Below are 24207 nucleotides of genomic sequence, written 5' to 3' on the forward strand. Positions count from 1 at the left end.
GCCGCGCTCCCCGGGTCAGAGCCACCCCTTCTCGTGGGCGACCCGCGCCGCCTCCGTCCGGTTGCGGGTGCCCGTCTTGCCGATCGCCGACGACAGGTAGTTGCGGACGGTGCTCTCCGACAGGTGCAGCCGGGCCGAGATGTCCGCCACCGTCGAGCCGTCCATCGCGGCCGTCAACAGCTGGCGTTCCCGGGCCGTCAGCGGGTCGGGCTGCGAACCCAGCGCGGCGGCCGCCAGCACCGGATCGATGACCGACCCGCCCGCGGCCACCCTCCGGATCGCCGCCGCCAGTTCCTCCACGGGCCCGTCCTTGCTCAGGAACCCGGCCGCGCCCGCCTCCATCGCCCGGCGCAGGTACCCGGGGCGACCGAACGTGGTGACGATGAGGATCCGACAGGACGGCGACCGCTTCCGCAGTTCCGCGGCGGCCTCCAGGCCGCTGCGACCGGGCAGCTCGATGTCCAGGACGGCGACGTCGACCCGGTGTTCCACGGCGGCCGGAACGATCGCCTCGCCGTCCGCGACCAGGGCCACGACCTCCAGGTCCTCCTCCAACCCCAGGAGGAGGGCCATGGCGTCGCGCATCATCCCCTGGTCCTCGGCCAGGAGGACCCGGATCGGGGAGGCGGGGGAGGGGGAGGGGCCGCCGGCATCGGTCATGCGGGACACCCTAGGGCACGGTCCCGGCCCCGTTCCCGGTGCCTTCCCCCGCGGCGGGGCCGTCTGCTCCCGGACCGGTCGGCAGCTCCGCCGACACCCGGAACCCGCCCCCGGGCGCGTTCCCGCTCTCCAGCCGTCCGCCCGCCAGGGCCAGCCGCTCGCCCAGGCCGGTCAGGCCGTGCCCGCCGCCCCAGGGCGCCTTCCCGCCGAACGGACCGTCCGTGAGGCCCTTCCCACGTCCGCGCCCGCCCTCCGGGAGGTCTTCGTCTCCTGGTCGGTCCTGTGCGCCTTCCGTCGGCGCGGGCCCGTCCTCCGGGCCGCTCCGGTTCCCGTCCCCCGCTTCGTTCCGCGCGCCTTCCGCCGGCGCGGGCCCGTCCTCCGGGCCGTTCCCGACTCCGGGGCCGCTCCGTGACCCGGGCCCGCCCTCCGGGCCGGGGGACCGTCCGCATCCGTCGTCGGTCACGGTGACACGGGCGTTCCCGTCCTCGTGCGCCACGACCAGTTCCACGTTCGAGGCGCCGCTGTGCCGGATCGCGTTCGTCACGGCCTCGCGCACCACCCATCCGAGCACCGCCTCGGCCTCCGTCGGAGGCGGAGGCCCCGAACGCCGTACCGTCGCCGTCATGCCCGCGCCCGCCAGCGCCGAGCGGGCCCGGTCCAGTTCGTGGGTCAGCCCGCTCTCCCGGTACCCCGACACGGCCTCCCGGATCTCGGTCAGGGACCGCCGTCCCACCTCCTCGATGTCGGCGGCCTGCGCGGCCGCCGCCGCGGCGTCGCGCGGGGCCAGCCGCCGCACCGCCTCGGCCTTGACCACGATCACCGACATGCTGTGCCCGAGCAGGTCGTGCAGGTCCCGGGAGAACCGCAGCCGTTCCCGGTCGACCGCCGCCAGGGCCAGTTCCTCCCGGGTGCGGCTCAGCTCGCGCACGGTCTCCCCGAGGCCGAGCAGCGCGGCCACCATGATCCCGGAGATGAACGTCCCGTACCCGGAGACCATCGGCAGCCACAGTTCGTCGCTCCGGTGCCCGGAGATCACCCCCGCCGACCCGCCCAGGACGATCAGCGCCCCCACCAGCGGCACCGTGGGCAGGGCGGTCCCACAGGCGAGCGCCGCCATCATGAACAGGAACACCCAGGTCCCGCCGTAGGCCAGGGACAGCACGACGGCCAGCACGGTGAGGACGACGAGCACGATGGCGACCCCCCGATCGGCCCGCCGGGGCCGGGTGGGGTCCCGGGTGACCACGCCGGCGTACAGGGCCGCGAACAGCACCAGCCCGGTACCGCCGAGCCACGGCCACGGGGCGCCGCCGAACAGGTCGGTGACGGCGCCCGCGGTCAGCAGCAGACCGGGCAGGAACGCGGTGCGTCCCGTGGGTCCGGGGTGCGAGAGGGGATCCGGCACGTCCCCGAGACCGCAGCCCCCGTCCCTCGGCTGATCCATGGCGTCCTACCCCTTCGTCGCCGGTCGCAGGAACGAGTGCACCGCGTAGGCCCCGAAGAGCAGGGTCCATCCGAGCGACCCCGCCACGGTACCGGGAGCGGGCGCGCCCCCGGCCACGGTGTCCCACCCCAGGGAACCGAACAGGTGCCCCGGGGACCAGGCCGCGACGGCCGCCAACACGGCGGGGAACTCCGAGATCGGGAACCACAGGCCGCCGAACAGCGCCAGTACCAGGTTCACCACGACGTTGGTCGTCCCGGCGGCGGAGGGGGACAGCCGGTACCCGTTGGCGATGCCCAGCAGTACGAACGGCAGCGAACCCGCCCAGAGCATCAGTGCCAGGGCGGGCCACTGCCAGGGCTCCAGCCGGACCCCGTTGAGGAGCATCCCGGTGAGCAGGACCAACAGGACGGCGGGCAGCACCATGAGCGAACCGGTGACCGCACGCCCGGCCACGATCAGACCCGGGCGCAGGGGCAGCAGTCGCAGCAGGCGCAGCCACCCGGTGGACTTGTCCTCGGCGACGGCGCTGCCGGCCGACAGCCCGGCGCCGAGCGCGCCGTAGGCGGCCAGGCCCACCATGGACGTCAGCGCCCACCCGGCGTCGACCGGCTGGGATCCCCGGCCGATGCTCGTGAACAGCACGTACATCAGCACGGGGGTGCCGAGCCCGAAGACCACGAAGCCGGGATCACGGTAGGTGCGGCGGATCTCCAGACCGACGTAGGCGGACAGGAGGGTGACGGTGCGGATCATCGGGGGTCGGCCTTCCGGGGGGCGGGAACGGTGTCGGCGCCGGAGGTGATGCCGATGAAGGCCTCCTCCAGCCCGGCGGTGGCGACCTCCAGGTCGCGCACCCGGGTGAGCCCGGCCAGGGCGTGCACGGTCTCGTCGGAGTCGGTGGTGCGCAGCCGGATCCGACCGCCGAGGTCCTCCACGGACACGACCCCGGGCAGGGTCTCCAGCCCCTCCGGGAGGTCCGTCCCGGCGGGCCGGGTGAAGGACACGAGCCCGGTGCCGAACGAGCGGCGGATCCGCTCCCCGGTGTCGTCGGCGACGATCCGGCCCCGGTCGATGACGACGACCCGGTCGGCGTTGAGGTCGGCCTCCTCCAGGTGGTGCGTGGAGAAGAGCACGGTGGTGCCGCGGTCGGTGAGGACGCGCATCGTCTCCCAGAAGGCGCGGCGGGCGGCCACGTCCAAGGCGGCGGTGGGCTCGTCCAGGACCAGTAGCCCGGGGGCGCCGACCAGGGCGAGGGCGAAGCACACCCGCTGGGTCTGGCCGCCGGAGAGCCGGTCGGCGCGGCGGCGGGCGACCTCGGTCAGCCCGGCCAGTGCGAGGGCCTCGGCGACCGGCATCGGGCGGCGGTGGGTACGGGCGACGAACCCGACCAGTTCGCGGACGGTGACCCGGGGGATCGGCCGGATGTCCTGGAGCATCGCTCCGACCCGGCCTTCGTCGACCGCCTCGCGGGGGGAACCGCCGAACAGGCCGACGGTCCCGGACGTCGGTGTGTTCAGCCCGAGCAGCATGTCGACGACGGTGGACTTGCCGGCGCCGTTGCGGCCGAGCAGGGCCACCCGCTCACCCGCGCCGATGGCGAGGTCCACCCCGTCCACGGCGCGTACCGCGCCGAACTCCTTGACGACCCCGCTCAGTGTCACGGCCGGGGGTGCCGCGTGCGTCGTGTGCATGCCCCGAACGCTACGGAGGGCCGTAGGCCCCCGGGCAGAGGGAAATGTACGGTCCTGCCCGGTACGAATGTCCCACCCGCAGGTCGGGGCGGGTGCGCCCCGGGACGAGGGCGGGCCGGCGGGTCCCGGCGCGCACCCCGGTCGCCCGGTACCTCCCGGGACGCGGAGAGCGGCACGGCGCGTGGAACGCGGAAGGGGCGGGCCTTCTCCGTGGAAGGCCCGCCCTCGGGTCTTGTCAGCCTGTATCGGCGGCCGGAGCCAGTCCGGCCGTTCCCCCCGGAAGCGGCTCAGACCGGGGAGATCACTCCGTACGCTGGCTGGGGATGCCGGCCAGCAGGGCACGGACCTCCGTCTCACGGTAGCGACGGTGTCCGCCCAAGGTGCGGATCGAGGTCAGCTTGCCCGCCTTGGCCCAGCGTGTCACGGTCTTGGGGTCCACGCGGAACATGGTGGCAACCTCGGCGGGGGTCAACAGGGGCTCCGCCTCGGGCGTGCGAGTTGACATGTGTACGGCCTCTCCTCCTGGATCTGTGTGCCGATCCTTGAGCCTGTGATCCTGGCGCTGCGCCCGGATGTCCAATAGTTCCTCTAGGTCCATATTGGCATCACCCGAGGTGATTATGCGACCACTCCTAGCAACTTTGCGCGTGGGAGGCCTCGGAAAGCCGCCCGTGGTCGCGTCACGCTAAGTGATTCTAGCGACACGTTTAGTGGCATGTGGCGTATTCGGTCAAAACTTCGTTCTCGGGCCTCGTTTTTCTCGATCCGGAGAGCACGAAGTGCTACGGCGACCTGACCGAAAACCGCCTTCAGGCTTCCGGCGGAGGGGTCGCGCCTCCGGTGGGCCCCGAGGCGGAGGGGTGGGGGACGGAGAGGTGGGCTTCCCCTCCACGCACTTCCCTCGGGTGGTCGGGTCGCGCGGGATCGCCCGCGCGGTAGGGGTTCTCCGGTGGTCGAGCGTGCTTTCAGTGATCGGACGACTACAGTCTACGTCGATCCCTAACGGGCGTTATGCCCAGTTTCACCACGCTTGATGTCGTGCGCGGACGACGTCCGGGCTCGCACCGTTGTCACGTGCGAAAACAACCGGCTCGTGGAGGAAGAAACCTGGTGTACCAGGTTGGCGAACGGCGCGTCGTCGGTGTGCCCTTGCGCGAATTTCACGACGGAATTGGGGTGGATGTCCACGAAAAAGTGGGCATTCCATCACCCTCAGTTGGCGTGCTCCAGGGCGCGGATCGACCTCCACCGGCGAAGCAGTCGATCCCGCAGCTCCCTCACCCGCCCCGCGTCGCCCTTCTCCAGCGCCCGCACCGCCTCCGCCACCTCGGCCACCGACCGGTCCTGCGTCAGCCGCTCGTCGTCGAGCAGGTGCGGCAGACCGCCGTAGTCCAGCTCCAGTAGGGACTTCGGATGGGCCACCGTCCGCAGCCAATCGATGAGCCGCTCCGTCGAGGCCGACACCGCGTGCCGCCCGACGCGCTCGCTCAGCACCGCCGCCGTGCGCTCCAGACGCTCCAGGCCCGTCGCGCTCCGCGTCAGGTACACCAGGGCCCGGGTCGGTCCCGCGGAGGGCACCAGGCGGCGCTCCCCGTCCGAGAACGGCACGAACCACGGCACCGGTATCACCCAGTTGCTCGACAGGATCCCCGGACGGATCCGCGCACCCGAGGCCCGCCACTCCCGATAGTCCGCCTCGACGCGTTCGGCCTCCCGCTCCGGCACGAAGGCCTCGCTCAACGCCGGCGCCGTCTCCTCGGTGAACTCGGTGAACGCCCGCCACGAACGCAGCCGGGTCTCCCACGGGCACACGTACAGCCTTCCGTCCACCCGCCGGAGATAGGCGTTCGCGCTCTCCACGGCCGGGGCCACCACCGGCGGGGTGACCGTCAGCCTGCCCAGGCTCTCCGCCTGCTCGGCCGCCAGGGCCTGCGCGCGACGGGGGCGGTCGGGCGAGGCGGCGTACCCCTCCCAGTGATCCCGCTCGCTCGGTCCGAAGGACTCGATCGGCTGATAGACGCGGAGATAGGCGGTGTAGGGCAGCACGGAACGCATCGTGACACACATCCCGGCATGTGGCGCTCGCCACGCCCGAAGCCCCCGTTCCCCCGCTCTTGGGGGGGTTTCCACGGCGCTGACCGAAGGGGAATCGGGTGGAGCCCGGGCCGCGCACCACATCCGTCACACCCGGGTGGCGTAGGCACGGCGGGGCCCGACCAGGTACGGTTGTACGTGTACGTAAGCTGACGCCTGTCGTCAGTGGCGTTTGACGGCCGTCAGCCCGATAGTCGGGTTGGTTAAGTGATCCGGCGTTCTGTCGGAACTCCATCGTTGAGGGGGTCGAGCCAATGGGGCGCGGCCGAGCCAAGGCCAAGCAGCAGAAGGTCGCCCGGAAGCTCAAGTACAGCACCGGTGGGACCGATCTTGATCGGCTGCGGTCGGAGCTGGGTGTCGCTGAGGATGAGGGATCTCCCGGACCTGTTCCGGACGATACCTACGCGGATTCTCACGACGACCTGATCGACCGTTACGCGGATCTCGTCGATAAGTACTCGGAGTCCGACAAGTAAGACGTCGGACAGGGGCTTCCAGGTCGCTCGGACAACACAGCCGACCTGTGGACACCACCGGTCCCCACGGGGGCCGGGCCGGACAGGTGGATATAGCCGGTGCGAACCACTGCGGTGGTTCGCACCGGCTATGTTCGTGTCCTTTTCTCACACGCCCGGGTGGTCACCGTTCAGGTGGGCCCGGCCGGAACCCGACGTCACCGTTCCCAGCCGCCAGGCGGGGACACCGCGTTCGGCGAGCACCTCCAGGGCGCGTTCGGCGGATTCCGCCGCCACGATCGCCACCATGCCCACACCCATGTTGAACGTGGCCTCCATGTCCTCGCGGGAGACCGAGCCCTTCTCCGCCAGGAATCCGAACACGGGGTCGGGCGTCCACGTGGACCGGTCCAGGTCGGCGTCCACGTGGTCGGGCAGGGACCGGGACAGGTTCGCGGCCAGCCCGCCGCCGGTGATGTGCGAGTACGCGTGTACCTCCACCGCCTCGGTCAGCGCGACGCAGTCCTTGGCGTAGATCCGGGTCGGGGTGAGCAGCACCTCGCCCAGTTCGCCGCCCAGCTCCGGAACGTGCGCCGTCAGGTCCAGGCCCGCGGTGTCCACGATGTGGCGGACCAGCGAGTACCCGTTGGAGTGCGGGCCCGAGGACGCCATCGCGATGACGGCGTCGCCCTCGCGGACCCGGTCCGGGCCCAGGATCGCGTCACCCTCCACCACGCCGGTGCCGGCACCGGCCAGGTCGTACTCCTCGGGGCCCATCGCCCCGGGGTGCTCGGCGGTCTCGCCGCCGATGAGGGAGCAACCGGCCTGGTGGCAGCCCTCGGCGATGCCGCCGACGATCTCGGCGATGCGCTCGGGCACCACCGCGCCGCAGGCGATGTAGTCGGTCATGAACAGCGGCTCGGCACCGCTGACCACGAGGTCGTCGACGACCATCCCGACCAGGTCGATGCCGATGGTGTCGTGCCGGTCCAGCTTCTGGGCCAGCAGCACCTTGGTGCCCACACCGTCGGTGGACGTCGCCAGCACCGGGTCCTCGTACTTGGCGGTGTCCAGGCGGAACAGGCCCGCGAAACCGCTGGCGTCGGTGACCTGTTCGGGCCGTCGCGTACGCGCGACGTGGCTCTTCATCAGGTCGACGGCGCGCTCCCCGGCGGCGATGTCGACGCCCGCGGCGGCGTACGCTCCCGTCGCCTTGCTGTCGGCTGCCACGCGAGTTCTCCTCGTGCTGTGATGGATGTCGCCCCGGATTCAGGGCATGGCGGACGGACGCACGGCGGTGCCGCCGTGCGAACGGCTACTTGGCGCTCGTCGCCAGAGTGGAGCCCTCGGGGGTACCGCAGGACTTCTCCAGCAGGTACTTGCCCCGGGCGGCGGGGTCCACCTCGATCGGGTACACGCCGTCGAAGCAGGCCCGGCACAGGTCGTTCTCCGGGACCGTGGTGGCGGCGATGAGCTCGTCGAGGTCGACGTAGGCGAGGCTGTCGGCGTCCACGGACGCGGCGATCTCCTCCACCGACAGGTTCGCGGCGATGAGCTCGGCGCGGGTGGCGAAGTCGATGCCGTAGTAGCACGGCCACAGCACGGGCGGGCTGGAGATGCGTACGTGGACCTCGGCGGCCCCCGCGTCGCGCAGCATCCGCACCAGGGCGCGCTGGGTGTTGCCGCGCACGATCGAGTCGTCCACGACCACCAGCCGGCGGCCCCCGATGACCTCGCGCAGCGGGTTGAGCTTGAGCCGGATGCCGAGCTGGCGCAGGGTCTGGCTGGGCTGGATGAAGGTCCGGCCCACGTAGGAGTTCTTCACCAGGCCCTGGGCGAACGGGATCCCGCTGGCCTCGGCGTATCCGACCGCGGCGGGCGTGCCGGACTCGGGCACCGGGATGACCAGGTCGGCCTCCACCGGATGCTGCTTGGCGAGCCGGCGGCCCACCTCCACCCGGGTGGAGTTGACGTTGCGCCCGGCGATGGTGGTGTCGGGGCGGGCCAGGTAGACGTACTCGAAGAGGCAGCCCTTGCGGCGGGCGGGCGCGAACCGGCGGGACCGGACGCCGCGCTCGTCGATGGTGAGCAGCTCGCCGGGCTCGATCTCGCGGACCATCTCGGCGCCCACGATGTCGAGGGCGGCGGTCTCGCTGGCGACGACCCAGCCTCCGGCGTCGGAGGACCTGCCGAGCCTGCCCAGCACGAACGGGCGGATGCCCTGCGGGTCGCGGGCCGCGTACAGGGTGTTCTCGTCCATGAACACGAGGGAGAAGGCGCCCCGCACCCGCGGGAGCAGCTCCATGGCCGCTTCCTCGACGGTGCCGCCCTCGCTGGCCCTGGCGGCCAGCAGGTTGGTGAGGACCTCGGTGTCCGTGGTCGCGTTGCGCCTGCTGTGGGGCAGGAGCGCGGCCAGTTCCGGGGTGTTGATCAGGTTGCCGTTGTGGCCGAGGGCCAGACCTCCCTCGCGCGCCGTGTAGAAGGTCGGCTGTGCGTTCTCCCAGACCGGTGAACCGGTGGTGGAGTAACGGCAGTGGCCGATGGCGAGGTGGCCGCGCAGGGAGTCCAGGGTCGCCTCGTTGAAGACCTGGGAGACCAGTCCCATGTCCTTGTAGACGACGATCCGTTCCCCGTCGCTCAATGCGATGCCCGCGGATTCCTGTCCGCGATGCTGAAGAGCGTAGAGGCCGAAGTAGGTGAGCTTGCTGACTTCTTCGCCGGGAGCCCAGACCCCGAATACACCGCAGGCGTCCTGCGGGCCGCGTTCGAGCGGATCGAGGTCCATGGAGAGCCGGCCGTCGGAGTACGACACACTCACAGCTTAGTGCCTGGCGGTGGGGGCGACACCACCCGGGGCCAGAGGGGGAGGTGTTCCGACAGGTCGGAGCGGGTGCCGCTGGCCCGCACCGCCCCGTCCCGAACCGCCTGCTCCCAGGCGGTATCGCCCACGGACAGGCGCAACCAGAGCTCCGGGGAGGTCTCCACCACACCCGGCGGGGTGCCTCGGGTGTGACGTGGACCCTCGATCGCCTGCACGGCCCCGAAGGGCGGCACCCGTACCTCCAGGGAGTTGCCGGGCGCCCGGTCGGCGAGCATCGCCAGCGAGGTCCGCACGGCCAGTTTGATCAGTGGACGGTCGCCGCCGGCCAGCGCGGCCCGGACGCACGCCTCGACGGCGCTCTCCGCGGCCTCGGGCGCGGGTTCTCCGGCGTCGGTCAGGGCCTGGCGGACCCGGCGTACCAGGGCGGGTGTGAGAGTGGACGGCATGACCGAAAGCCTAGGAGGTGGGGTGGATCACGGGGGGATCGGTGTGGAGTGACGGGCGGGGCAATGCGATCGTGAACACGGGGGATACTTGCCATTGACGCTCAATGGCCTGAAAGTGGACATCGGAGAACTCCGGTGGCGCACTCCACCGGTCTCCCACCGATCGGGTGATTCGTGTCTCAGCGCACCGCTGGTCAGCGGGCGCGGAACACGGTAGCGTCCCGAACCGTCCCGGTGTCGTTGAGATTGGGAGGAATGCGATGGGCCCCTTCCCCCAGGGAGTTCCACGCGCCGGTGCCGCCGAACAGAACAAGGAATGACCGCGCACGCGACCGACGCGACGGTCCCTCGCGTCCCGACGAGCCGCTCGGCGGACCCGCTTAACATCCACCAAGGAACACCCACCGCACCATCGGGAGAGACGACGTGCGCCTGCGTTTGCGCCCGCGTGATGACAGCTACTACGAGTTGTTCACCGACTCGGCGAACAATCTGGTCATCGCGGCCCGCCTGCTGGTGGAGCTGATGAGTGACGGGGCGGATCGTGAGGCCATCGGTGAGAAGATGCGCGCCTGCGAGCACGCGGGCGACGACGCCACCCACGCGATCATGCGCCGTCTCAACAAGAGTTCGGCGCCTCCCCTCCACCGGGAGGACATCTATCGTTTGGCCTCCAACCTCGACGACGTCATGGACTCCATGGACGCCGCCGTGGACCTCATCGGTCTCTACGGCCTGGAACGTCTGCCCAAGGGGATCATCGACCAGATCGAGGTGCTGGAGCGCGCGGCGGAGCTGACGGCCGAGGCGATGCCGCGACTGCGCACGATGCAGGACCTCACCAGGTACTGGATCGAGATCAACCAACTGGAGAACCAGGCCGACCGGATCTACCGCAAACTCCTCGCGAAGCTGTTCAGCGGCGAGTACGACGCGCTGACGGTGCTCAAGCTCAAGGACGTCATCGAGGAACTGGAGACGGCCGCCGACGCCTTCGAGCACGTGGCCAACACGGTCGAGACCATCGTGGTCAAGCACGGCTGACTCAGGGGACCTCCCCGGAGAACACCAGCGGTGGGTACAGGGGCGACCCGTCCTCATCGCGGAACTCCAGGGTCCACTGGAGCGGGACGTCGCCCTCGACGATCAGGCAGTCGGCGTCCCAGTCACCGCTCTGTCCGGGGGCCAGGCTCGCCGGCGGGTTCACGACGTCGCCCAGGAGCGGGGGGAACGACTCCCGCAACGGGGCCCCGGAGGCACAGGTCTCCAGCACGGAGCCGGTGTGCACGGGCTCGTCGGTGCCGTTGGCGGCGGTGACCGTCCAGGCGAAGTAGTGCAGGGGATCGAACCCGGCGCCCTCGTCGGGATCGGGGAGGGGTGCCTCCTCCGACGGCTCCTCCTCTTCGGATCCCTCCTCCGACGGCTCCTCCTCTTCGGATCCCTCCTCCGACGGCTCCTCCTCTTCGGATCCCTCCTCCGACGGCTCCTCCTCTTCGGATCCCTCCTCCGACGGCTCCTCCTCTTCGGATCCCTCCTCCGACGGCTCCTCCTCTTCGGATCCCTCCTCCGACGGCTCCTCCGGGGGTTCGCCCTCCGACTCCCCTCCGGAAGGCTCCTCATCGTCCCCGTCGACGGGCTCGTCCCCGTCCTCGGGGTATTCCTCCTCGACGGGCGACTCCTCGTCCTCCGGTGACCCTTCCTCCTCGGGGGAGGCCTCGTCGGTCGGCTCCCCGTCGGAGGACTCCTCCTCAGGGGATTCCTCGTCGAAGGGCGGCTCCTCGTCGGTGGGGTCGCCCTCGTCCTCCGCTCCGAAGTCCTGGGGCTCCTCTGGCTCCTCTGGCTCCCGGGGCTCCTCGGGGGTGCTCCGGTACCCCCCGTCGTCCGTACGGCGCTCCACGGCGCCCATGGTCACCGTGAAGCCGTCCTCGAACGTGTGGGAGCCGCCCAGCGGCAGGTGGACCGCCTGACCGTAGGGGAGGGGGGTCCCCGGTCCCCTCGGTTCGTTCGCGCCCTCGTCGGACCCCTCCTGGTCCTCCTGGTCGGGCGGCCTCGCCGGCTCGGTCCCGGGTCCGGTCTCCTCGGACGGGGTGTCCTCCGGGACCGTGGTCTCGGCGGGCGGTGATCCCTCTCCGCCGGTGGTCTCCACCGGGACGACGACGCAGGCGGTCGCACACAGGACGACGGCGGCGACGGCGGCGAGTGTGGAAGTCTGCACGACGGGCCCTCCTCTCATGAGGCGGACACTAGGTGACATATCCCCATAAAAGCGTCAAATTTGCCAGGCTCAAGGGAAAGCAGAACGGACCATGCCCGACACGCCTCCACCGGAGTCCACCCTCGACCTCGCGAACGGCGTCCTGAGCGCCCAGCCCTTCAGCCGTCTCCTCGGCGCCAGGGTCACCGTCTCCGAGCGGGGGCGGGCGGTCCTCGAACTCGACGTCCGCGACGACCTGCGTCAACAGAACGGCTTCGTGTACGGCGGGGTGCTCGCCTACGCGGCCGACAACGCGCTCACCTTCGCGGGCGGCACCGTCCTGGGGCCCTCGGTCCTCACCGGCGGGTTCTCCATCGAGTACCCGCGCCCGGCCCGGGGGTCGCCCTCCGTGCCCGCGCGCACGTCGTGGAGCACACCCGGCGCCGCGCCCTGTGCCGCCGCGACCTGGTGACGGCCGACGCCGAGGGCGGCGAGGAGACCGTCGCCGCCCAGGGCGTCATCGCCTTCACAGGCCCGTGATCTCGCGCTCCGGTGTCGTCTCCCGGGCCAGCAGCGACCGGATGTACTCGTAGAACCCGTCCGCGTCGACGTCCTCGATCACCCGGGCGTTGGGCTCCAGGCCGTGTACGCCCCACGACATGGCCGAGTAGCCCCGGGTCAGTTCCCCGGCGGTCTCCACGTCCACGTGGTACGGCGACGCCTCGCGCACCAGCTCCGGGTGGAGCAGCACGGCGGCGGTCAGCGAGTCGGGGTGCGTGGTGCCGTCGATGCCGACCTTGCGGTCGAACTCCAGCGTCGCCGCGCAGACGCGGGTGAAGAACCGCGACAGGGGGGTGCCGAGCGCGGCGATCTCGTCCAGCCGTTCCTGCCCGAACACCGCGCGGCGCAGCGTCAGCGGGTCCCACGGCACCACGGTGATCTCGAACCCGGCGCCGAACACGGCCTTGGCCGCCTCCGGGTCGACGTAGAAGTTGAACTCGGCGGCGGCGGTGATGTTGCCCCGGCCGTTGTTGGAGCCGCCCATGATGTACAGCGACTTCACGTTGCCCGCGAAGTCGGGGTCCTTGATCACGGCGGCGGCGATGTTGGTGAGCGGGCCGATCGCCACGATCGACAGCTCACCGGGGCTCTCGGCGGCCAGTCGCACCAGGGCGTCCACCGCGTGCTCGGCCTCCGGCTCCCGGCCGGCCTGATCCATGTCCAGACCGCCGGAGCCGTCCCCGTGGACGTTCTCCGCGCTCACCCACGCGCGCACCAGCGGTCGCCGGGAGCCCAGGTACACGGGCACGGGAGACGCGCCCGCCACGTTCAGCGTCATGAAGGCGTTGCGCACCTGCTGGTCGAAGCCGACGTTCCCGGCGACCATCGTGATCGCCCGCAGGTCGGCGGCCGGATCCAGCAACCCGACCAGCAGGGCGACGCAGTCGTCCTGCGCGGTATCGGTGTCGATCACCAACGGCACGGTCATTCCGGGGTCCCCCCAACGTCACGGGTGCCCGCTCAAGGGCCCCCTCCGCCCCCATTCAACCCCTCAACGGCCTCCTCCGGTCCCCGACCCGACCGCCCCTCGCGCCGGCGGCGGGCTCGACGATCCGCAGCCGTAGGCCTTCGCGCACCCGACACCCTGGGCCAGGGTGTCGCGGAACACGTCCGGGGTGAGGGGGCCGGTGGACGGGACCCCTCGGGTGGAGCGAATGGCGTCAGGTCACCCGAAGCGGCCCGTGATGTAGTTCTCGGTCTCCTTCTTCTCGGGACGGGTGAAGATCTTGTTGGTCTCGCCCATCTCGATCAGCCTGCCCGGCTTGCCCGGGGCCGACAGGTTGAAGAAGGCCGTGCGGTCCGACACCCGGGCCGCCTGCTGCATGTTGTGGGTGACGATGACGATCGTGTAGTCCTCCTTCAGCTTGTGAATGAGGTCCTCGATCGCCAGCGTCGAGATCGGGTCCAGCGCCGAGCACGGCTCGTCCATGAGCAGGACCGACGGCTTCACCGCCGTGGCGCGCGCGATGCACAGCCGCTGCTGCTGGCCGCCGGACAGGCCCGCACCGGGCTTGTTCAGCCGGTCCTTGACCTCTTCCCACAGGTTGGCGCCGCGCAGCGACTCCTCGACCAGCCCGTCGGCGTCCGCCTTGCTCATCCGCTTGTTGTTGAGGCGGGCCCCCGCGATCACGTTGTCGTAGATCGACATGGTGGGGAACGGGTTGGCCTTCTGGAAGACCATGCCGACCTCGCCGCGGACCAGCACCGGGTCCACGTCGGGGGCGTAGATGTCCATGTCGTCCAGCAGCACCTTGCCCTCGGCGCGGGCACCCGGGGTGACCTCGTGCATGCGGTTGAGGGTGCGCAGGAAGGTCGACTTCCCGCAGCCGGAGGACCCGATGAACGCCGTCACCGAACGCGGCTCGATGGTCATTGACACGTCCTCGACGGCGAGGAAGTCGCCGTAGTAGACGTGGAGTCCGGAGACGTCGATTCGTTTCGCCACAGGATGTTCCTCGTGATTACCGGGTTGGCGGGCTAGCGGGACTTCGGCGCGAACAGGCGGCCGATCATGCGGGCCAGGAAGAAGAGCAGCATCACCACGAGGATGAGCGTCAACGCGGCCGCCCAGGCCCTCTCGTAGTTGACCGCGCCGCCCATGCGGACCTGCGAGTAGATGAACACGGGAAGGCTCATCATCTGCCCGTCGAACAGGTTCCAGTTGATCGACACCGCCGACGATCCCGCGGTGAGGATCAGGGGCGCCGTCTCTCCGATAACGCGCGCGATGGCGAGCATGATCCCGGTGGTCAGCCCCGCCGCCGACGTGGGCAGCACCACCTTGGTGATGGTCCGCCACTTGGGCACGCCCAGCGCGTAGGAGGCCTCGCGCAGGTCCTGCGGGACCAGGCGCAGCATCTCCTCGCTGGAGCGCACCACGACCGGGATCATGAGCACGGCCAGGGAGATCGCGCCGGCGGCGCCGTTGGTGGCGCCGGGGCCGAACAGGATGATCCACAGGGCCACCACGAACAGACCGGCGACGATCGACGGGATGCCCGTCATGACGTCGACGAAGAACATGATGGTGCGCTTCATCCGACCACGCGCGTACTCCACCAGGTAGACCGCGGTCATGATGCCGATCGGCACCGAGATCAGGGTGGCCATACCGGTGATCGCCAGGGTGCCGGCGATGGCGTGGTAGGCGCCGCCGGCGTCCATGCTCGGCAGGACGCCGTTCATCGACACCGACAGGAAGTAGCCGTCGAACCGGGCCAGGCCGTTGCCGGTCACCGTCGACAGCACCGACACCAGCGGCAGCATCGCCAGCGCGAAACACACGTAGACGAGGGCGGTGACCAGACGGTCCTTGGCCTTGCGGCCGCCCTCGACCCGCGCGGAGGCCGTCACGACGATCACCGTGTAGGCGAGGGCGGTGAGCACCCCCCACAGGATGAACCCGAAGGAGGAGAAGGCGAGCAGGACGCCCGCGACCACGGCGGCCGAGGAGGCCAGCAGGGCGGCGGGGAAGTACCGGGGCAGTGACCCGCTGCGCAGGTCGCGACGGGGCGCGCCGGTGCCGGGCCCGGTCGGCTGAGCGGTCGTCAGGCTCATCAGGACTCCTTGTTGCCGCGCGCCACGATGTAGCGTGCGCCCATGTTGACGACCAGGGTGATCGCGAACAGCACCAGACCGGCGGCGATCAGCGCGGAGACGCCGTAGCCGGTGGCCTCGGGGTACTGGAGGGCGATGTGCCCGGCGATGGTCTGGTTACCGCTCTGGAGCAGGTTCCAGGAGACGATCAGGGAGGGCGACAGGATCATGGCGACCGCCATGGTCTCGCCCAGGGCGCGGCCCATGCCGAGCATGGCCCCGCCGATGACGCCGGACTTGCCGAAGGGCAGGACGGCCAGGCGGATCATCTCCCAGCGGGTGGCGCCCATGGCGAGGGCGGCCTCCCGGTGTCCCTGCGGGACCTGGTGGAAGACGTCGCGGGACATGGCGGTGATGATCGGCAGGATCATCACGGCGAGCACGATGCCCGCGGTGAGGATGGTGCGGGCCGAGGTGGAGGCGGGGCCGGCGAACAGCGGGATCCAGCCGAGGTTGCGGGCCAGCCCCTCGTAGACCGGGACCAGCTGCGGGGCGAGGAAGCCGATGCCCCACAGGCCGTAGACGACGCTGGGGATCGCGGCGAGCAGGTCCACCATGTAGCCGAGCAGCGAGGCGAGGCGGCGCGGCGCGTAGTAGACGATGAACAGCGCGATCCCGACGGCGACCGGGGTGGCCAGCAGCAGGGCGATGCCGGCGGCGAGCACGGTGCCGAACGCCAGCGCCCCCACGCCGAAGGCCGGGTTCTCGCGGACGTTGGCGTCCCACGCCTTGTCGGTGATGAAGTTCGCGGTGTTCGCGCTCAGCGAGGGCCAGGCCTGGACGATCAGGAAGGCCGCGACGCCGGCGAGGATCAGCAGGATCAGGATGCCCGAGCCTCGGGCGAGCCCGGCGAAAGCGACATCGCCGATCCGGCGCTTGCCCTTGGACGGTGGTGCCACCGTGGGCGCGTCCGTCGTCGTCATGTATCGGCTCCGGTTCGGAAAGGTTTCAGTGCCGGCCGCCCGCCCCCGCGGGCGGGTTCCGCGCCCGGTCGTGTTCGGGTGTCCTTCCTCGGGGGATCACCCCGCGGGAGGCCACCGCGACCACCGAACGCGGAGAGGTCGCGATGCGCCGAATGCGAAGGTAGGCCCGCTAAGTGACCAGACATCCCAGGAAAGATGAACGAGAGATGAACGAGATGTCGCACTACCGTGGCGACAAAGGGTTTGCCCGGTTAATGTGACAAGCGGCACGTGCGGGCGTGTCGCCCGTTCACGTGTTTCCCACGTCCCGGGGACCGCCCTCCGGCGGCGCGTACATCACGTCGGTGTCCCAGGTGTCGAATCCGAGCGAGGCGTACAACCGCACGGCCGCCTCGTTGTCCCCGTCGACGTACAGGTGCACCCAGGGCAGTCCGGCGTCGCGCAGGTGCCGCAGCCCCTCCAGCGTCAGCGCCCGGCCCAGGCCGGTGCCCCGCCAGGCGGGGTCCACCCCCACCACGTACACCTCGCCGACGGGCTCGCCGTCGGTCAGCCCGGCGCCGTCGGCGTGCACCTTGGTCCAGTGGAACGCCGCGACCCGACCGTCCTTGGTCGTGGCCAGGAAGAAACCGTGCGGATCGAACCAGTCCTCGATCTCCCGCTGCAACAGGTCGTCGAGTGTCAGCCGCCCCTGTTCGGGGTGGTGGGCGAAGGCGCGCGCGTTGGCGTCCAACCAGGCCTGCTCGTCCTGGCCCACCACGAAGGCGCGCAGCAGAACCCGCTCGGCGACCTCGGGGCGCAGTCGGACCTCGGGGAGTTCGGGCGCGCTCGCGGGGCCGCCCCTCTCCCCTTCGGTGATGTCGCGCAACGGCATGCGCATCTTGTGCAGTTCGCGGACGGCCCGCCAACCGTCCCCCTCGGCCACCGACACCGCCTGCGGGGTGCGGCCGTGCGCCCAGACGCGGACCCCGTTCGGTCCGGCGTCGCGGTGGACCGAACGCAGCAGCGCGGTTCCGTGGCCGTGTCCCCGGTGGGGCGGGTCCACGACGATCTCGCCGGAGTCGGGTTCGCCCTCGACGCGCTCGACGAACGCGAAGCCCACGATGCGACCGTCCTCGGCGATCACGTGGAACCGGCTGCTCCCCGAAGGGGCACCGTGGCGGACGCGTAGGAGGGTGTGTTCGGACAGGGGGGCCACGCCGTCGGCTCTACGGGCGGCCTCGGCGAGCGTCAACACCTGGTCGGCCGGTCCGGCCGCCAGGTCGTCGGTGACCAGCGGGGTGCTCATGGACCGAAAGCCTACGACGGCGGGGGCGTGAAGATCCCGTTGGCCTCGCCCCTGAACGGATCAGCCCCGGCCTCGCGGGTGCGGAGCCGGGGCGGATCGGACGGTCCGGGGCATCAGGCCTTGCGGCGTCGGCCCTGGTAGACGGCGATTCCGGAGCGGACTCGGCGGGTGGGGGCCAGCGGCGCGGCCAGCAACAGGGTGAGCAGGAAGGCGGCCAGCAGCACGGCCGGGGCCATGTTGGGCCCCATGTCGGTGTGCTCGGCGGCCACCTCGGTGCCCTCGGCCGCCTCCTCGGACGTCGGGGTGACCAGCGGCAGTTCCGCCAGGTCCTCCTCGCCGGGCAGCACGTCGGGCAGTTCGGCCTCGTCACGGGGCAGGGTCGGGATGACCGCCTCGCCGGTGGGAGGACTGCTCACCCCGCCGCGCGGAGGGGTCGTGGGGGTGGACGTGTTCGAGGGCGTGCCGGGGGGCCGGTTCGCGGCGCTCTCGCCGTTGCCCGGCCGGTCACCGGGGGAGGAGGTCGCGGTCTGGCTCGGGCTCGGGCTGGGACGTCCGGGGCTCTCCGACTCGCTCGGGGAGGGGGTGGACGGTCTCGTGGGCGTCGGGCTGGGCGTCGGGCTCGGGGTCGGACTGGGTGTCGGGCTCGGTGTCGGAGCGGCGACGGTGACCGCCCACACGCCCGAGGAGATGGTGTGCCGATCGGCCGTGGAGGTGTCGTCACAGCCGGTCTCGGGGTCGGCGGCCGCGAAGGTCAGGGTGGCGACCACGTCGGTCGACCCGCGCGGGGACCCGGTGACCGCGACCGCGTCGGTCGCGCCGGTGGCGAGCGGTCCGGCGACGAAGCCGTTGACCTGGAACGTGCCGGCGGTCAGATCGATCAGGCAGATGTCGAGGGGGCCGGTGTTGCTCACGGTGAGCGTGTTGGGCGGGGCCTGGGCACCGAGGGAGATCCGATCGGCGTCACGCTCGAAGGAGAGCGCCGCGACCGGCACGGGGTCGCCCGGGAGGGTCGGCTCGGCGGCGGCCGGCGACACGATCGCGATCAGGCTGGAGCCGACGAAGACCGCACCGAGGGCGATACCGACACTTCGGAGGGTGAGCGGGGTACTCGCGGCGGTAGTGGGCATCGAGGCGGTTTCACTCCTTACGACCGGCGCGCCATGCAGGGACCCGCACCCGGCCGAGGAGCCACGCCGCGCCTGACCGCTCCCCGTTCCCGGGTGCCCCACAGATCCTAGGGCGTCCTTGCTTCGAACACGAGGCCCCACACACCACCGTTTTTCCCGATCGCCGCCCGCCGGGCCCACCGGACCGCCCCCCGGTCGGCCGTCACGCTCGCGCGCCTCACCGATCACTCCCGGATGCGACGCCGGGGCGTCCGCGTGGTGCGGACGCCCCGGCGGCGGAAGGGGTCCCGGGAACCCCTGAGGCCGAGGGGTGACGGGGTCGGCCGGTCAGCCGGTGGCGGCCTCCGTACGGGCGGCGGGAAGGGCGCCGTCGGCGCCCTCGGTCGACGGCGGCTGCCCCTTGCTGACGGGGTCGGGCACGAACCGGTAGCCGACGTTGCGCACGGTGCCGATCAGCGACTCGTACTCCGAGCCCAGCTTGGCGCGCAGCCGCCGGACGTGTACGTCGATGGTCCGGGTGCCGCCGAAGTAGTCGTAACCCCAGACCTCCTGGAGGAGCTGGGCCCGCGTGAACACCCGGCCCGGGTGCTGTGCGAGGAACTTCAGCAGCTCGAACTCCTTGAACGTGAGGTCGAGGATGCGGCCGCGCAGGCGGGCGATGTAGGTGGCCTCGTCGATGACGAGGTCACCGCGACGGATCTCGTCGGGGTCGTCGGTGCCGGCCTCGGCGGAGCCGACGGCCAGGCGCAGACGGGCCTCGACCTCGGCCGGACCGGCCGAGGTGAGGACGAAGTCGTCGACCTGCCAGTCCGGGGTGAGCGCCGCGACGCCGCCCTCGGTGAGGATCACCAGCAGCGGGCAGTCCAGCCCCGTGGTGTCGAGCAGTCGACAGAAGTTCCGGGCGGCGGCCAGATCGGTGCGCGCGTCGACCAGAATGGCGTCGACCGGAGCACTGGAACCGGTTCCGGCACCGGACGCCAGGAGTGCGCCGGCTTCGGCGGGCGCCACCCGCACAGAGTGCAGGAGGAGTCCGAGAGCGGGCAGCACGTGATCGGACGGTTCGTTGGAGTTCGTCAACAGAAGCAGATGGCTCATGCGTCTCTTCCCGTCACCCCGCGCTATGCGGACGAACGAAGGCGCCTTTGCCCCCGGTGAAGATTTGTTTAATACGTCGCCTCCGAGCAACACCAAGGATAATCAACAGATGGCGAAGTGCACTATCAGGTACTGGGCGGCGGCCAAGGACGCGGCGGGAATCGCCGAGGACGCGGTCGACGCCCGGACCCTCGAACAGGCTCTCGACGCGGCGCGCCGACTCCATCCCGACGACCGCTTCCTGCGTGTTCTCGGGGTTTCCTCGTTCCTGATCGGCGAGCGCCCGGTGGGTCGCAGGCCGCACGGTGACATTCCGGTCACGGATGGGACTGTGATCGAGGTCCTACCTCCCTTCGCCGGTGGGTGAGGGGTCGGAAAAAGCCGTGGAATCCGGAGGAAACATGACCGAAATCCCTGACTGGGCGGGGCGGGCGCGCGTGGTGATGCTCGGCCGGGAAGGCTGCCATCTGTGCGAGGACGCCTGGCGGATCATCGACGCGGTGGCCGGTGAGTCCGACGCGAGTCGGATCGAGGTGTCGTTGGACGAGGTCGGTGCGGCGGACCGCGAGGAGTACTGGGACAAGATCCCGGTCACTTTCGTCGACGGCTCCCGGCACGATTTCTGGCGGGTGGACGAAGGGCGGCTGCGGGCCGCGTTGAAGGGCTGAAAGCGCGGAGATCATCGCGTCGCGAAAGTGTCCGTCATGTGTGAACGGGTTTCCCATTCGGCCCTGGAACGGTCGAGAGGGGACAGGGGATAACACACCGTCCCATCGGTGTCGTTCCGTGCCGCCGGCCGTCGGATCCTCCTCGCCGCGATCGCCCCGGAGGTCCTCGCGGAACGGCCCCGGTGGGAACTTGTGAGCCGACCGTCACAACCGACCCCACTTTGTGCGTGCTTTCACAAGCACGTAACCTAGGGTCCTCGAAGCACAACCCCCCGGGGGCGTACCCCGGGTCCCGCATCCCCGCGCCCCCGCCCGCACCACCGCCGCTCAGGAGCACCCGCCCGTGACCAGTCGCCCGCCCCGGGAGAGGGGAATCCCGGAGGCCACCGTCGCCCGGCTCCCCGTCTACCTGCGCACGTTGCAGGCGCTCCAGGACCGGGGCACCCTCACCGTCTCGTCGGAGGATCTGGCCTCGGCGGCCGGGGTGAACTCGGCCAAGCTCCGCAAGGACCTCTCCCACCTGGGCTCCTACGGAACGCGCGGGGTCGGTTACGAGGTCCGGTACCTCGTGTACCAGATCTCGCGTGAGCTTGGTCTCACCCAGGACTGGGCCGTGGCCATCGTCGGCATCGGCAACCTGGGGCGCGCCCTCGCCAACTACGGGGGGTTCGGGACGCGCGGGTTCCGCATCGCGGCACTGCTCGACGCCGACCCCACCATGGTGGGCCGGCGCGTGGCGTCCCTGGACGTGGGGCATATTGACACCCTGGAGTCCGTTGTCCGCGACAAGGGCGTCTCCATCGGGGTCATCACCACACCGGCCGTCGCCGCGCAGGCGGTCGCGACCCGTTTCGTCGAGGCGGGGGTGAGCAGCATCCTCAACTTCGCCCCGGTCGTGCTGAATGTGCCGGACGGAGTCGATGTGCGTAAGGTCGACTTGTCCATCGAACTCCAGATCCTGGCCTTCCACGCACAGCGCCGCAACGGCGACGAGGACCACGGCGCGGAACCGGCGGGACTGGAACTGACGTGAACATCGGGGCCGTGAGGCCCGCACAAGGGTCGTGAGGCCTGCATGAGCGGTGGCGATGAGCGAGCGTGCGCCGCGCTTCGGGGGGTCGCCCGTGGGGGACGGGCACCCTGCCGGAGCATTGAGAGACGCTGATGTAGTGCCTGCATAGGAGAATGCGGATGAGTGTCCTGGCCGTGGGGTTGAGCCACCGGAGTTCGCCGGTGGCGCTGCTCGAACGCGTGGCGTTGAACGGAGAGACGCGCGCCAAGGCGGTCGAGGAGATGGTCGGCGCCGAATCCGTCAACGAGGTCATGGTGGTCTCCACCTGCAACCGGACGGAGATCTACGCCGACGTCGACGCCTTCCACGGCGGCGTCTCGGCCATCACCGAGCTCCTGTCGTGGCACACCGGCGTCCCCTTGGGCGAACTCTCCGAGCACATGTACGTGCACTACGAGGAACGCGCCGTCCAGCACCTGTTCTCCGTCACCTGCGGGCTCGACTCCATGGTGCTCGGCGAGGGCCAGATCCTCGGCCAGGTCCGCGACGCCCTCAAGTCGGGGCAGGAGACCGGCTCCGTCGGCCGGGTCCTCAACGACCTCGGCCAGCGCGCCCTGCGCGTCGGCAAGCGCGCCCACACCGAGACCCACCTCGACCACGCCGGCGCCGACATGGTGAGCTTCGGCCTCACCGTCGCCCTGCGCCACCTGGGTCTGGGCCCCACCGGCGGCAACGAGCTCACCGCCGACCGCACCGTCCAGACGATCGGCGCCACGCCCCCGGTCGGCTGCCCCATGTCCGCCGCCGCCGGTGACACCCACCACGCCCCGGGCCTCGCCCGCGCCACCGCCGGCCCCCTGGAGGGCATGCGGGTCCTCATCCTCGGCGCGGGTTCCATGAGCGCCCTGTCCGCCAACACCGTCGCCCGCCAGGGCGCCGCCACCGTCATCGTGGCCAACCGCACCCGCGAGCGCGCCGACCGCCTCGCCGAGTGCCTCACCGAGGCCTACGAGGGCGTCGCCGCCCGCTCGGTGCCCTTCTCCGACGCCGCCGCGACCCTGCCCGCCGTCGACCTCGTCATCTCCTGCACCGGGGCCCAGGGCCTGGTCCTGACCGCCGACGCGGTCGCCGCGGCCACCGCCGACCGCACCCGCCCCCTGGTCTTCCTCGACCTCGCGCTGCCCCACGACATCGACCTCGCAGTCCGCGACCTGCCCGCCGTGCGCCTCGTGGACATCGAGGACCTGCGCCAGGCCGCCACCCTCGGCGGCGGCACCGGCACGGGACGCGGCGGCGTCCTCGAACTCGTCCGCGACATCGTCGACGAGGAGGTCGCCGAGTTCCGCTCCGTCCGCCGCGCCGCCCAGGTCGCCCCCACCGTCGTCGCCCTGCGCGCGCAGGCCCGCGGCGTGGTCGAGGCCGAACTGAGCCGCCTGCACGGTCGACTGCCCGAGGACCTGGACGACCGCACCCGCGAGGAGATCACCCGGGCGATGCGCCGCGTCGCCGACAAGCTCCTGCACAGACCCACCGTGCGCGTCAAGGAGTTGGCCGCGGCCCCGGACGGGGAGTCCTACGAGGCGGCCCTGCGCGAACTGTTCGACCTCGACGACACCACGATCACGGCGGTACGACCCGCCCAGGAGAAGGCATGACCGGCAGCACCGGGCCCGCCAGGCTCGCCACCCGTCGCAGCACCATGGCCACCAGCCAGTCGCAGATGGTGGCCGACGCCATCACCGAGCGCACCGGGCGGGCCATCGAGCTGGTGCTCGTCACCAGCTTCGGCGACGTCACCAAGGCCCACCTGACCCAGCTCGGCGGCACCGGCGTCTTCGTCAACGCCCTGCGCGACGAACTGCTCGCCGACACCGTGGACTTCGCGGTCCACTCGCTCAAGGACCTGCCCACGGCACCCGCCGACGGCCTGGTCCTGGCCGCCATCCCCGAACGTGACGACCCCCGCGACGCCCTGTGCGCCCGCGACGGTCTGAAGTTCGCCGACCTGCCCGCCGGGTCCAGGGTCGGTACCGGCTCGCCGCGCCGCGTCGCCCAGCTCGCCGCCCTGCGCCCCGACCTGGTCTACGTGCCGATCCGCGGCAACGCCGAGACCCGCCTGGGCAAGGTCGCCTCCGGTGAACTCGACGCCGTCGTCCTGGCCTACGCCGGACTGGGCCGGGTCGACCGGCTGGCCGACGTCACCGACGTCTTCGATCCCGAGCAGGTGATTCCCGCGCCCGGACAGGGCGCCCTCGCCGTCGAGTGCCGCACCGAACGCCGCGACGGCGACCTGGCCTACCTCGCCTCCGTCGACGACCCCGCCACCCGGCTCGCCGTCGTCGCCGAACGCGTCGTCCTGGCCGAGCTGGAGGCCGGCTGCGCCGCGCCGGTGGGCGCCCACGCCCGCTACGACGCCGACGGCCGCGAACTGCGCCTGCGCGCCGCCGTCGTCGCCACCGACGGCTCCGAGGCCGTGCGCGGCGAGCGGGCCGCCACCCTCGACGCCGTCACCGACCTGGACGGGGCCGTCGCCCTCGGACGGGACCTGGCCCGCGCCATGATCGCCGACGGGGCCGACCGGATCGTCGCCGCCGCCTTCGCGGAGAGGGACACCCCCTCCGAACCCTGACCC

Annotated in this window: 24 protein-coding genes and 1 pseudogene; 8 read left to right on the forward strand and 17 right to left on the reverse strand. The window is 71.2% G+C overall.

Annotation, left to right across the window (positions count from 1 at the left end):
- Positions 1-15: 15 nt before the first annotated feature.
- The 6 genes from PWG71_RS25210 to PWG71_RS25235 all read right to left on the reverse strand — a co-directional run bounded on the left by PWG71_RS25210 (position 16) and on the right by PWG71_RS25235 (position 5844).
- The gene (locus PWG71_RS25210) at positions 16-660 is read right to left on the reverse strand and encodes a response regulator transcription factor (protein WP_274812489.1); all 645 of its coding nucleotides are present in this window, start codon (positions 658-660) and stop codon (positions 16-18) included.
- Between the two features lie 10 nt (positions 661-670).
- Positions 671-2104 (reverse strand): sensor histidine kinase, encoded by a 1434-nt coding sequence (locus tag PWG71_RS25215; RefSeq protein ID WP_274812491.1) that lies wholly within the window; start codon positions 2102-2104, stop codon positions 671-673.
- 6 nt (positions 2105-2110) lie between these two features.
- Positions 2111-2860: an ABC transporter permease gene (locus PWG71_RS25220; protein ID WP_274812492.1), complete on the reverse strand. Its 750-nt coding sequence runs from the start codon at positions 2858-2860 to the stop codon at positions 2111-2113.
- On the reverse strand, positions 2857-3798 hold the full coding sequence (locus tag PWG71_RS25225) for an ABC transporter ATP-binding protein (protein WP_274812493.1): 942 nt from the start codon (positions 3796-3798) through the stop codon (positions 2857-2859). Before PWG71_RS25225 ends, PWG71_RS25220 begins: the two co-directional genes overlap by 4 nt.
- Before the next feature lie 301 nt (positions 3799-4099).
- Positions 4100-4303, reverse strand: a complete 204-nt coding sequence (bldC, locus tag PWG71_RS25230) for a developmental transcriptional regulator BldC (RefSeq protein ID WP_013155387.1) — start codon at positions 4301-4303, stop codon at positions 4100-4102.
- 707 nt (positions 4304-5010) lie between these two features.
- Positions 5011-5844 carry a hypothetical protein gene (locus PWG71_RS25235; protein WP_274812494.1) on the reverse strand — a complete coding sequence of 278 codons (834 nt, stop codon included), beginning with the start codon at positions 5842-5844 and terminating at the stop codon, positions 5011-5013.
- 302 nt (positions 5845-6146) lie between these two features.
- On the opposite strand from PWG71_RS25235, the gene PWG71_RS25240 reads away from it, so the two are divergent.
- On the forward strand, positions 6147-6368 hold the full coding sequence (locus PWG71_RS25240) for a DUF3073 domain-containing protein (protein WP_274812496.1): 222 nt from the start codon (positions 6147-6149) through the stop codon (positions 6366-6368).
- Between the two features lie 147 nt (positions 6369-6515).
- Here the strand turns inward: PWG71_RS25240 and purM are convergent, their stop codons facing one another.
- From purM to PWG71_RS25255, 3 genes are all read right to left on the reverse strand, one after another.
- Positions 6516-7577 carry a phosphoribosylformylglycinamidine cyclo-ligase gene (gene purM / locus PWG71_RS25245; protein ID WP_274812497.1) on the reverse strand — a complete coding sequence of 354 codons (1062 nt, stop codon included), beginning with the start codon at positions 7575-7577 and terminating at the stop codon, positions 6516-6518.
- An 85-nt stretch (positions 7578-7662) separates the two neighbouring features.
- A complete protein-coding gene (gene purF, locus PWG71_RS25250) occupies positions 7663-9159 on the reverse strand; it encodes an amidophosphoribosyltransferase (RefSeq protein ID WP_274812498.1) in 1497 nt (498 codons plus the stop codon).
- Positions 9160-9161: 2 nt separating this feature from the next.
- Positions 9162-9614 carry a sterol carrier family protein gene (locus tag PWG71_RS25255; RefSeq protein WP_274812499.1) on the reverse strand — a complete coding sequence of 151 codons (453 nt, stop codon included), beginning with the start codon at positions 9612-9614 and terminating at the stop codon, positions 9162-9164.
- Positions 9615-10040: 426 nt separating this feature from the next.
- Here PWG71_RS25255 and PWG71_RS25260 point away from each other — a divergent pair, with 426 nt between their 5' ends.
- A complete protein-coding gene (locus tag PWG71_RS25260) occupies positions 10041-10658 on the forward strand; it encodes a DUF47 domain-containing protein (protein WP_274812500.1) in 618 nt (205 codons plus the stop codon).
- Position 10659: 1 nt separating this feature from the next.
- Here PWG71_RS25260 and PWG71_RS25265 read toward each other — a convergent pair whose 3' ends face one another.
- Positions 10660-11829 carry a hypothetical protein gene (locus tag PWG71_RS25265; RefSeq protein WP_274812501.1) on the reverse strand — a complete coding sequence of 390 codons (1170 nt, stop codon included), beginning with the start codon at positions 11827-11829 and terminating at the stop codon, positions 10660-10662.
- 91 nt (positions 11830-11920) lie between these two features.
- On the opposite strand from PWG71_RS25265, the pseudogene PWG71_RS25270 reads away from it, so the two are divergent.
- Positions 11921-12348: pseudogene (locus tag PWG71_RS25270) on the forward strand (PaaI family thioesterase).
- Here the strand turns inward: PWG71_RS25270 and PWG71_RS25275 are convergent.
- The 7 genes from PWG71_RS25275 to PWG71_RS25305 all read right to left on the reverse strand — a co-directional run bounded on the left by PWG71_RS25275 (position 12335) and on the right by PWG71_RS25305 (position 19895).
- The gene (locus PWG71_RS25275; protein ID WP_274812503.1) at positions 12335-13297 is read right to left on the reverse strand and encodes a nucleoside hydrolase; all 963 of its coding nucleotides are present in this window, start codon (positions 13295-13297) and stop codon (positions 12335-12337) included. The pseudogene PWG71_RS25270 and the gene PWG71_RS25275 sit on opposite strands and share 14 nt — an antisense overlap.
- Before the next feature lie 237 nt (positions 13298-13534).
- The gene (gene pstB, locus PWG71_RS25280) at positions 13535-14314 is read right to left on the reverse strand and encodes a phosphate ABC transporter ATP-binding protein PstB (RefSeq protein WP_274812504.1); all 780 of its coding nucleotides are present in this window, start codon (positions 14312-14314) and stop codon (positions 13535-13537) included.
- 32 nt (positions 14315-14346) lie between these two features.
- Positions 14347-15426 carry a phosphate ABC transporter permease PstA gene (pstA, locus tag PWG71_RS25285; RefSeq protein ID WP_274812505.1) on the reverse strand — a complete coding sequence of 360 codons (1080 nt, stop codon included), beginning with the start codon at positions 15424-15426 and terminating at the stop codon, positions 14347-14349.
- Entirely contained in the window at positions 15426-16388 is a 963-nt protein-coding gene (gene pstC, locus PWG71_RS25290; protein ID WP_274812506.1) for a phosphate ABC transporter permease subunit PstC, read from the reverse strand. The genes pstA and pstC overlap by 1 nt, the downstream gene beginning before the upstream one ends.
- Positions 16389-16677: 289 nt before the next feature.
- Complete coding sequence (mshD, locus tag PWG71_RS25295) at positions 16678-17673, reverse strand: mycothiol synthase (protein WP_274812507.1); 996 nt, start codon at positions 17671-17673, stop codon at positions 16678-16680.
- Between the two features lie 113 nt (positions 17674-17786).
- The gene (locus PWG71_RS25300) at positions 17787-18800 is read right to left on the reverse strand and encodes a hypothetical protein (RefSeq protein WP_274812508.1); all 1014 of its coding nucleotides are present in this window, start codon (positions 18798-18800) and stop codon (positions 17787-17789) included.
- A gap of 327 nt (positions 18801-19127) precedes the next feature.
- Positions 19128-19895 (reverse strand): winged helix-turn-helix transcriptional regulator, encoded by a 768-nt coding sequence (locus PWG71_RS25305; protein ID WP_274812509.1) that lies wholly within the window; start codon positions 19893-19895, stop codon positions 19128-19130.
- A 109-nt stretch (positions 19896-20004) separates the two neighbouring features.
- On the opposite strand from PWG71_RS25305, the gene PWG71_RS25310 reads away from it, so the two are divergent.
- The 5 genes from PWG71_RS25310 (at position 20005) to hemC (ending at position 24204) form a co-directional block, all read left to right on the forward strand.
- The gene (locus tag PWG71_RS25310; protein ID WP_274812539.1) at positions 20005-20262 is read left to right on the forward strand and encodes a MoaD/ThiS family protein; all 258 of its coding nucleotides are present in this window, start codon (positions 20005-20007) and stop codon (positions 20260-20262) included.
- 34 nt (positions 20263-20296) lie between these two features.
- The gene (locus tag PWG71_RS25315) at positions 20297-20563 is read left to right on the forward strand and encodes a glutaredoxin family protein (protein ID WP_274812510.1); all 267 of its coding nucleotides are present in this window, start codon (positions 20297-20299) and stop codon (positions 20561-20563) included.
- A 343-nt stretch (positions 20564-20906) separates the two neighbouring features.
- Positions 20907-21596: a redox-sensing transcriptional repressor Rex gene (locus PWG71_RS25320; RefSeq protein ID WP_274812511.1), complete on the forward strand. Its 690-nt coding sequence runs from the start codon at positions 20907-20909 to the stop codon at positions 21594-21596.
- A gap of 158 nt (positions 21597-21754) precedes the next feature.
- On the forward strand, positions 21755-23230 hold the full coding sequence (locus tag PWG71_RS25325; protein ID WP_274812512.1) for a glutamyl-tRNA reductase: 1476 nt from the start codon (positions 21755-21757) through the stop codon (positions 23228-23230).
- Positions 23227-24204: a hydroxymethylbilane synthase gene (gene hemC, locus PWG71_RS25330; protein WP_274812514.1), complete on the forward strand. Its 978-nt coding sequence runs from the start codon at positions 23227-23229 to the stop codon at positions 24202-24204. The genes PWG71_RS25325 and hemC overlap by 4 nt, the downstream gene beginning before the upstream one ends.
- Positions 24205-24207 lie beyond the last annotated feature (3 nt).

It is taken from the genome of Nocardiopsis sp. N85 (genome assembly GCF_028882275.1).
Lineage (GTDB): Bacteria > Actinomycetota > Actinomycetes > Streptosporangiales > Streptosporangiaceae > Nocardiopsis > Nocardiopsis lambiniae.

Excerpts from the sequence above, each read along its gene's own strand:
- PWG71_RS25225 (WP_274812493.1), bottom strand. The coding sequence starts at position 3,798 with ATGCACACGACGCACGCGGCACCCCCGGCCGTGACACTGAGCGGGGTC.
- PWG71_RS25325 (WP_274812512.1), top strand. The coding sequence starts at position 21,755 with ATGAGTGTCCTGGCCGTGGGGTTGAGCCACCGGAGTTCGCCGGTGGCG.
- pstC (WP_274812506.1), bottom strand. The coding sequence starts at position 16,388 with ATGACGACGACGGACGCGCCCACGGTGGCACCACCGTCCAAGGGCAAG.
- hemC (WP_274812514.1), top strand. The coding sequence starts at position 23,227 with ATGACCGGCAGCACCGGGCCCGCCAGGCTCGCCACCCGTCGCAGCACC.
- PWG71_RS25215 (WP_274812491.1), bottom strand. The coding sequence starts at position 2,104 with ATGGATCAGCCGAGGGACGGGGGCTGCGGTCTCGGGGACGTGCCGGAT.
- bldC (WP_013155387.1), bottom strand. The coding sequence starts at position 4,303 with ATGTCAACTCGCACGCCCGAGGCGGAGCCCCTGTTGACCCCCGCCGAG.
- pstA (WP_274812505.1), bottom strand. The coding sequence starts at position 15,426 with ATGAGCCTGACGACCGCTCAGCCGACCGGGCCCGGCACCGGCGCGCCC.
- PWG71_RS25210 (WP_274812489.1), bottom strand. The coding sequence starts at position 660 with ATGACCGATGCCGGCGGCCCCTCCCCCTCCCCCGCCTCCCCGATCCGG.
- PWG71_RS25240 (WP_274812496.1), top strand. The coding sequence starts at position 6,147 with ATGGGGCGCGGCCGAGCCAAGGCCAAGCAGCAGAAGGTCGCCCGGAAG.
- mshD (WP_274812507.1), bottom strand. The coding sequence starts at position 17,673 with ATGAGCACCCCGCTGGTCACCGACGACCTGGCGGCCGGACCGGCCGAC.
- PWG71_RS25305 (WP_274812509.1), bottom strand. The coding sequence starts at position 19,895 with ATGAGCCATCTGCTTCTGTTGACGAACTCCAACGAACCGTCCGATCAC.
- PWG71_RS25315 (WP_274812510.1), top strand. The coding sequence starts at position 20,297 with ATGACCGAAATCCCTGACTGGGCGGGGCGGGCGCGCGTGGTGATGCTC.
- PWG71_RS25310 (WP_274812539.1), top strand. The coding sequence starts at position 20,005 with ATGGCGAAGTGCACTATCAGGTACTGGGCGGCGGCCAAGGACGCGGCG.
- PWG71_RS25220 (WP_274812492.1), bottom strand. The coding sequence starts at position 2,860 with ATGATCCGCACCGTCACCCTCCTGTCCGCCTACGTCGGTCTGGAGATC.
- PWG71_RS25255 (WP_274812499.1), bottom strand. The coding sequence starts at position 9,614 with ATGCCGTCCACTCTCACACCCGCCCTGGTACGCCGGGTCCGCCAGGCC.
- PWG71_RS25275 (WP_274812503.1), bottom strand. The coding sequence starts at position 13,297 with ATGACCGTGCCGTTGGTGATCGACACCGATACCGCGCAGGACGACTGC.
- PWG71_RS25300 (WP_274812508.1), bottom strand. The coding sequence starts at position 18,800 with ATGCCCACTACCGCCGCGAGTACCCCGCTCACCCTCCGAAGTGTCGGT.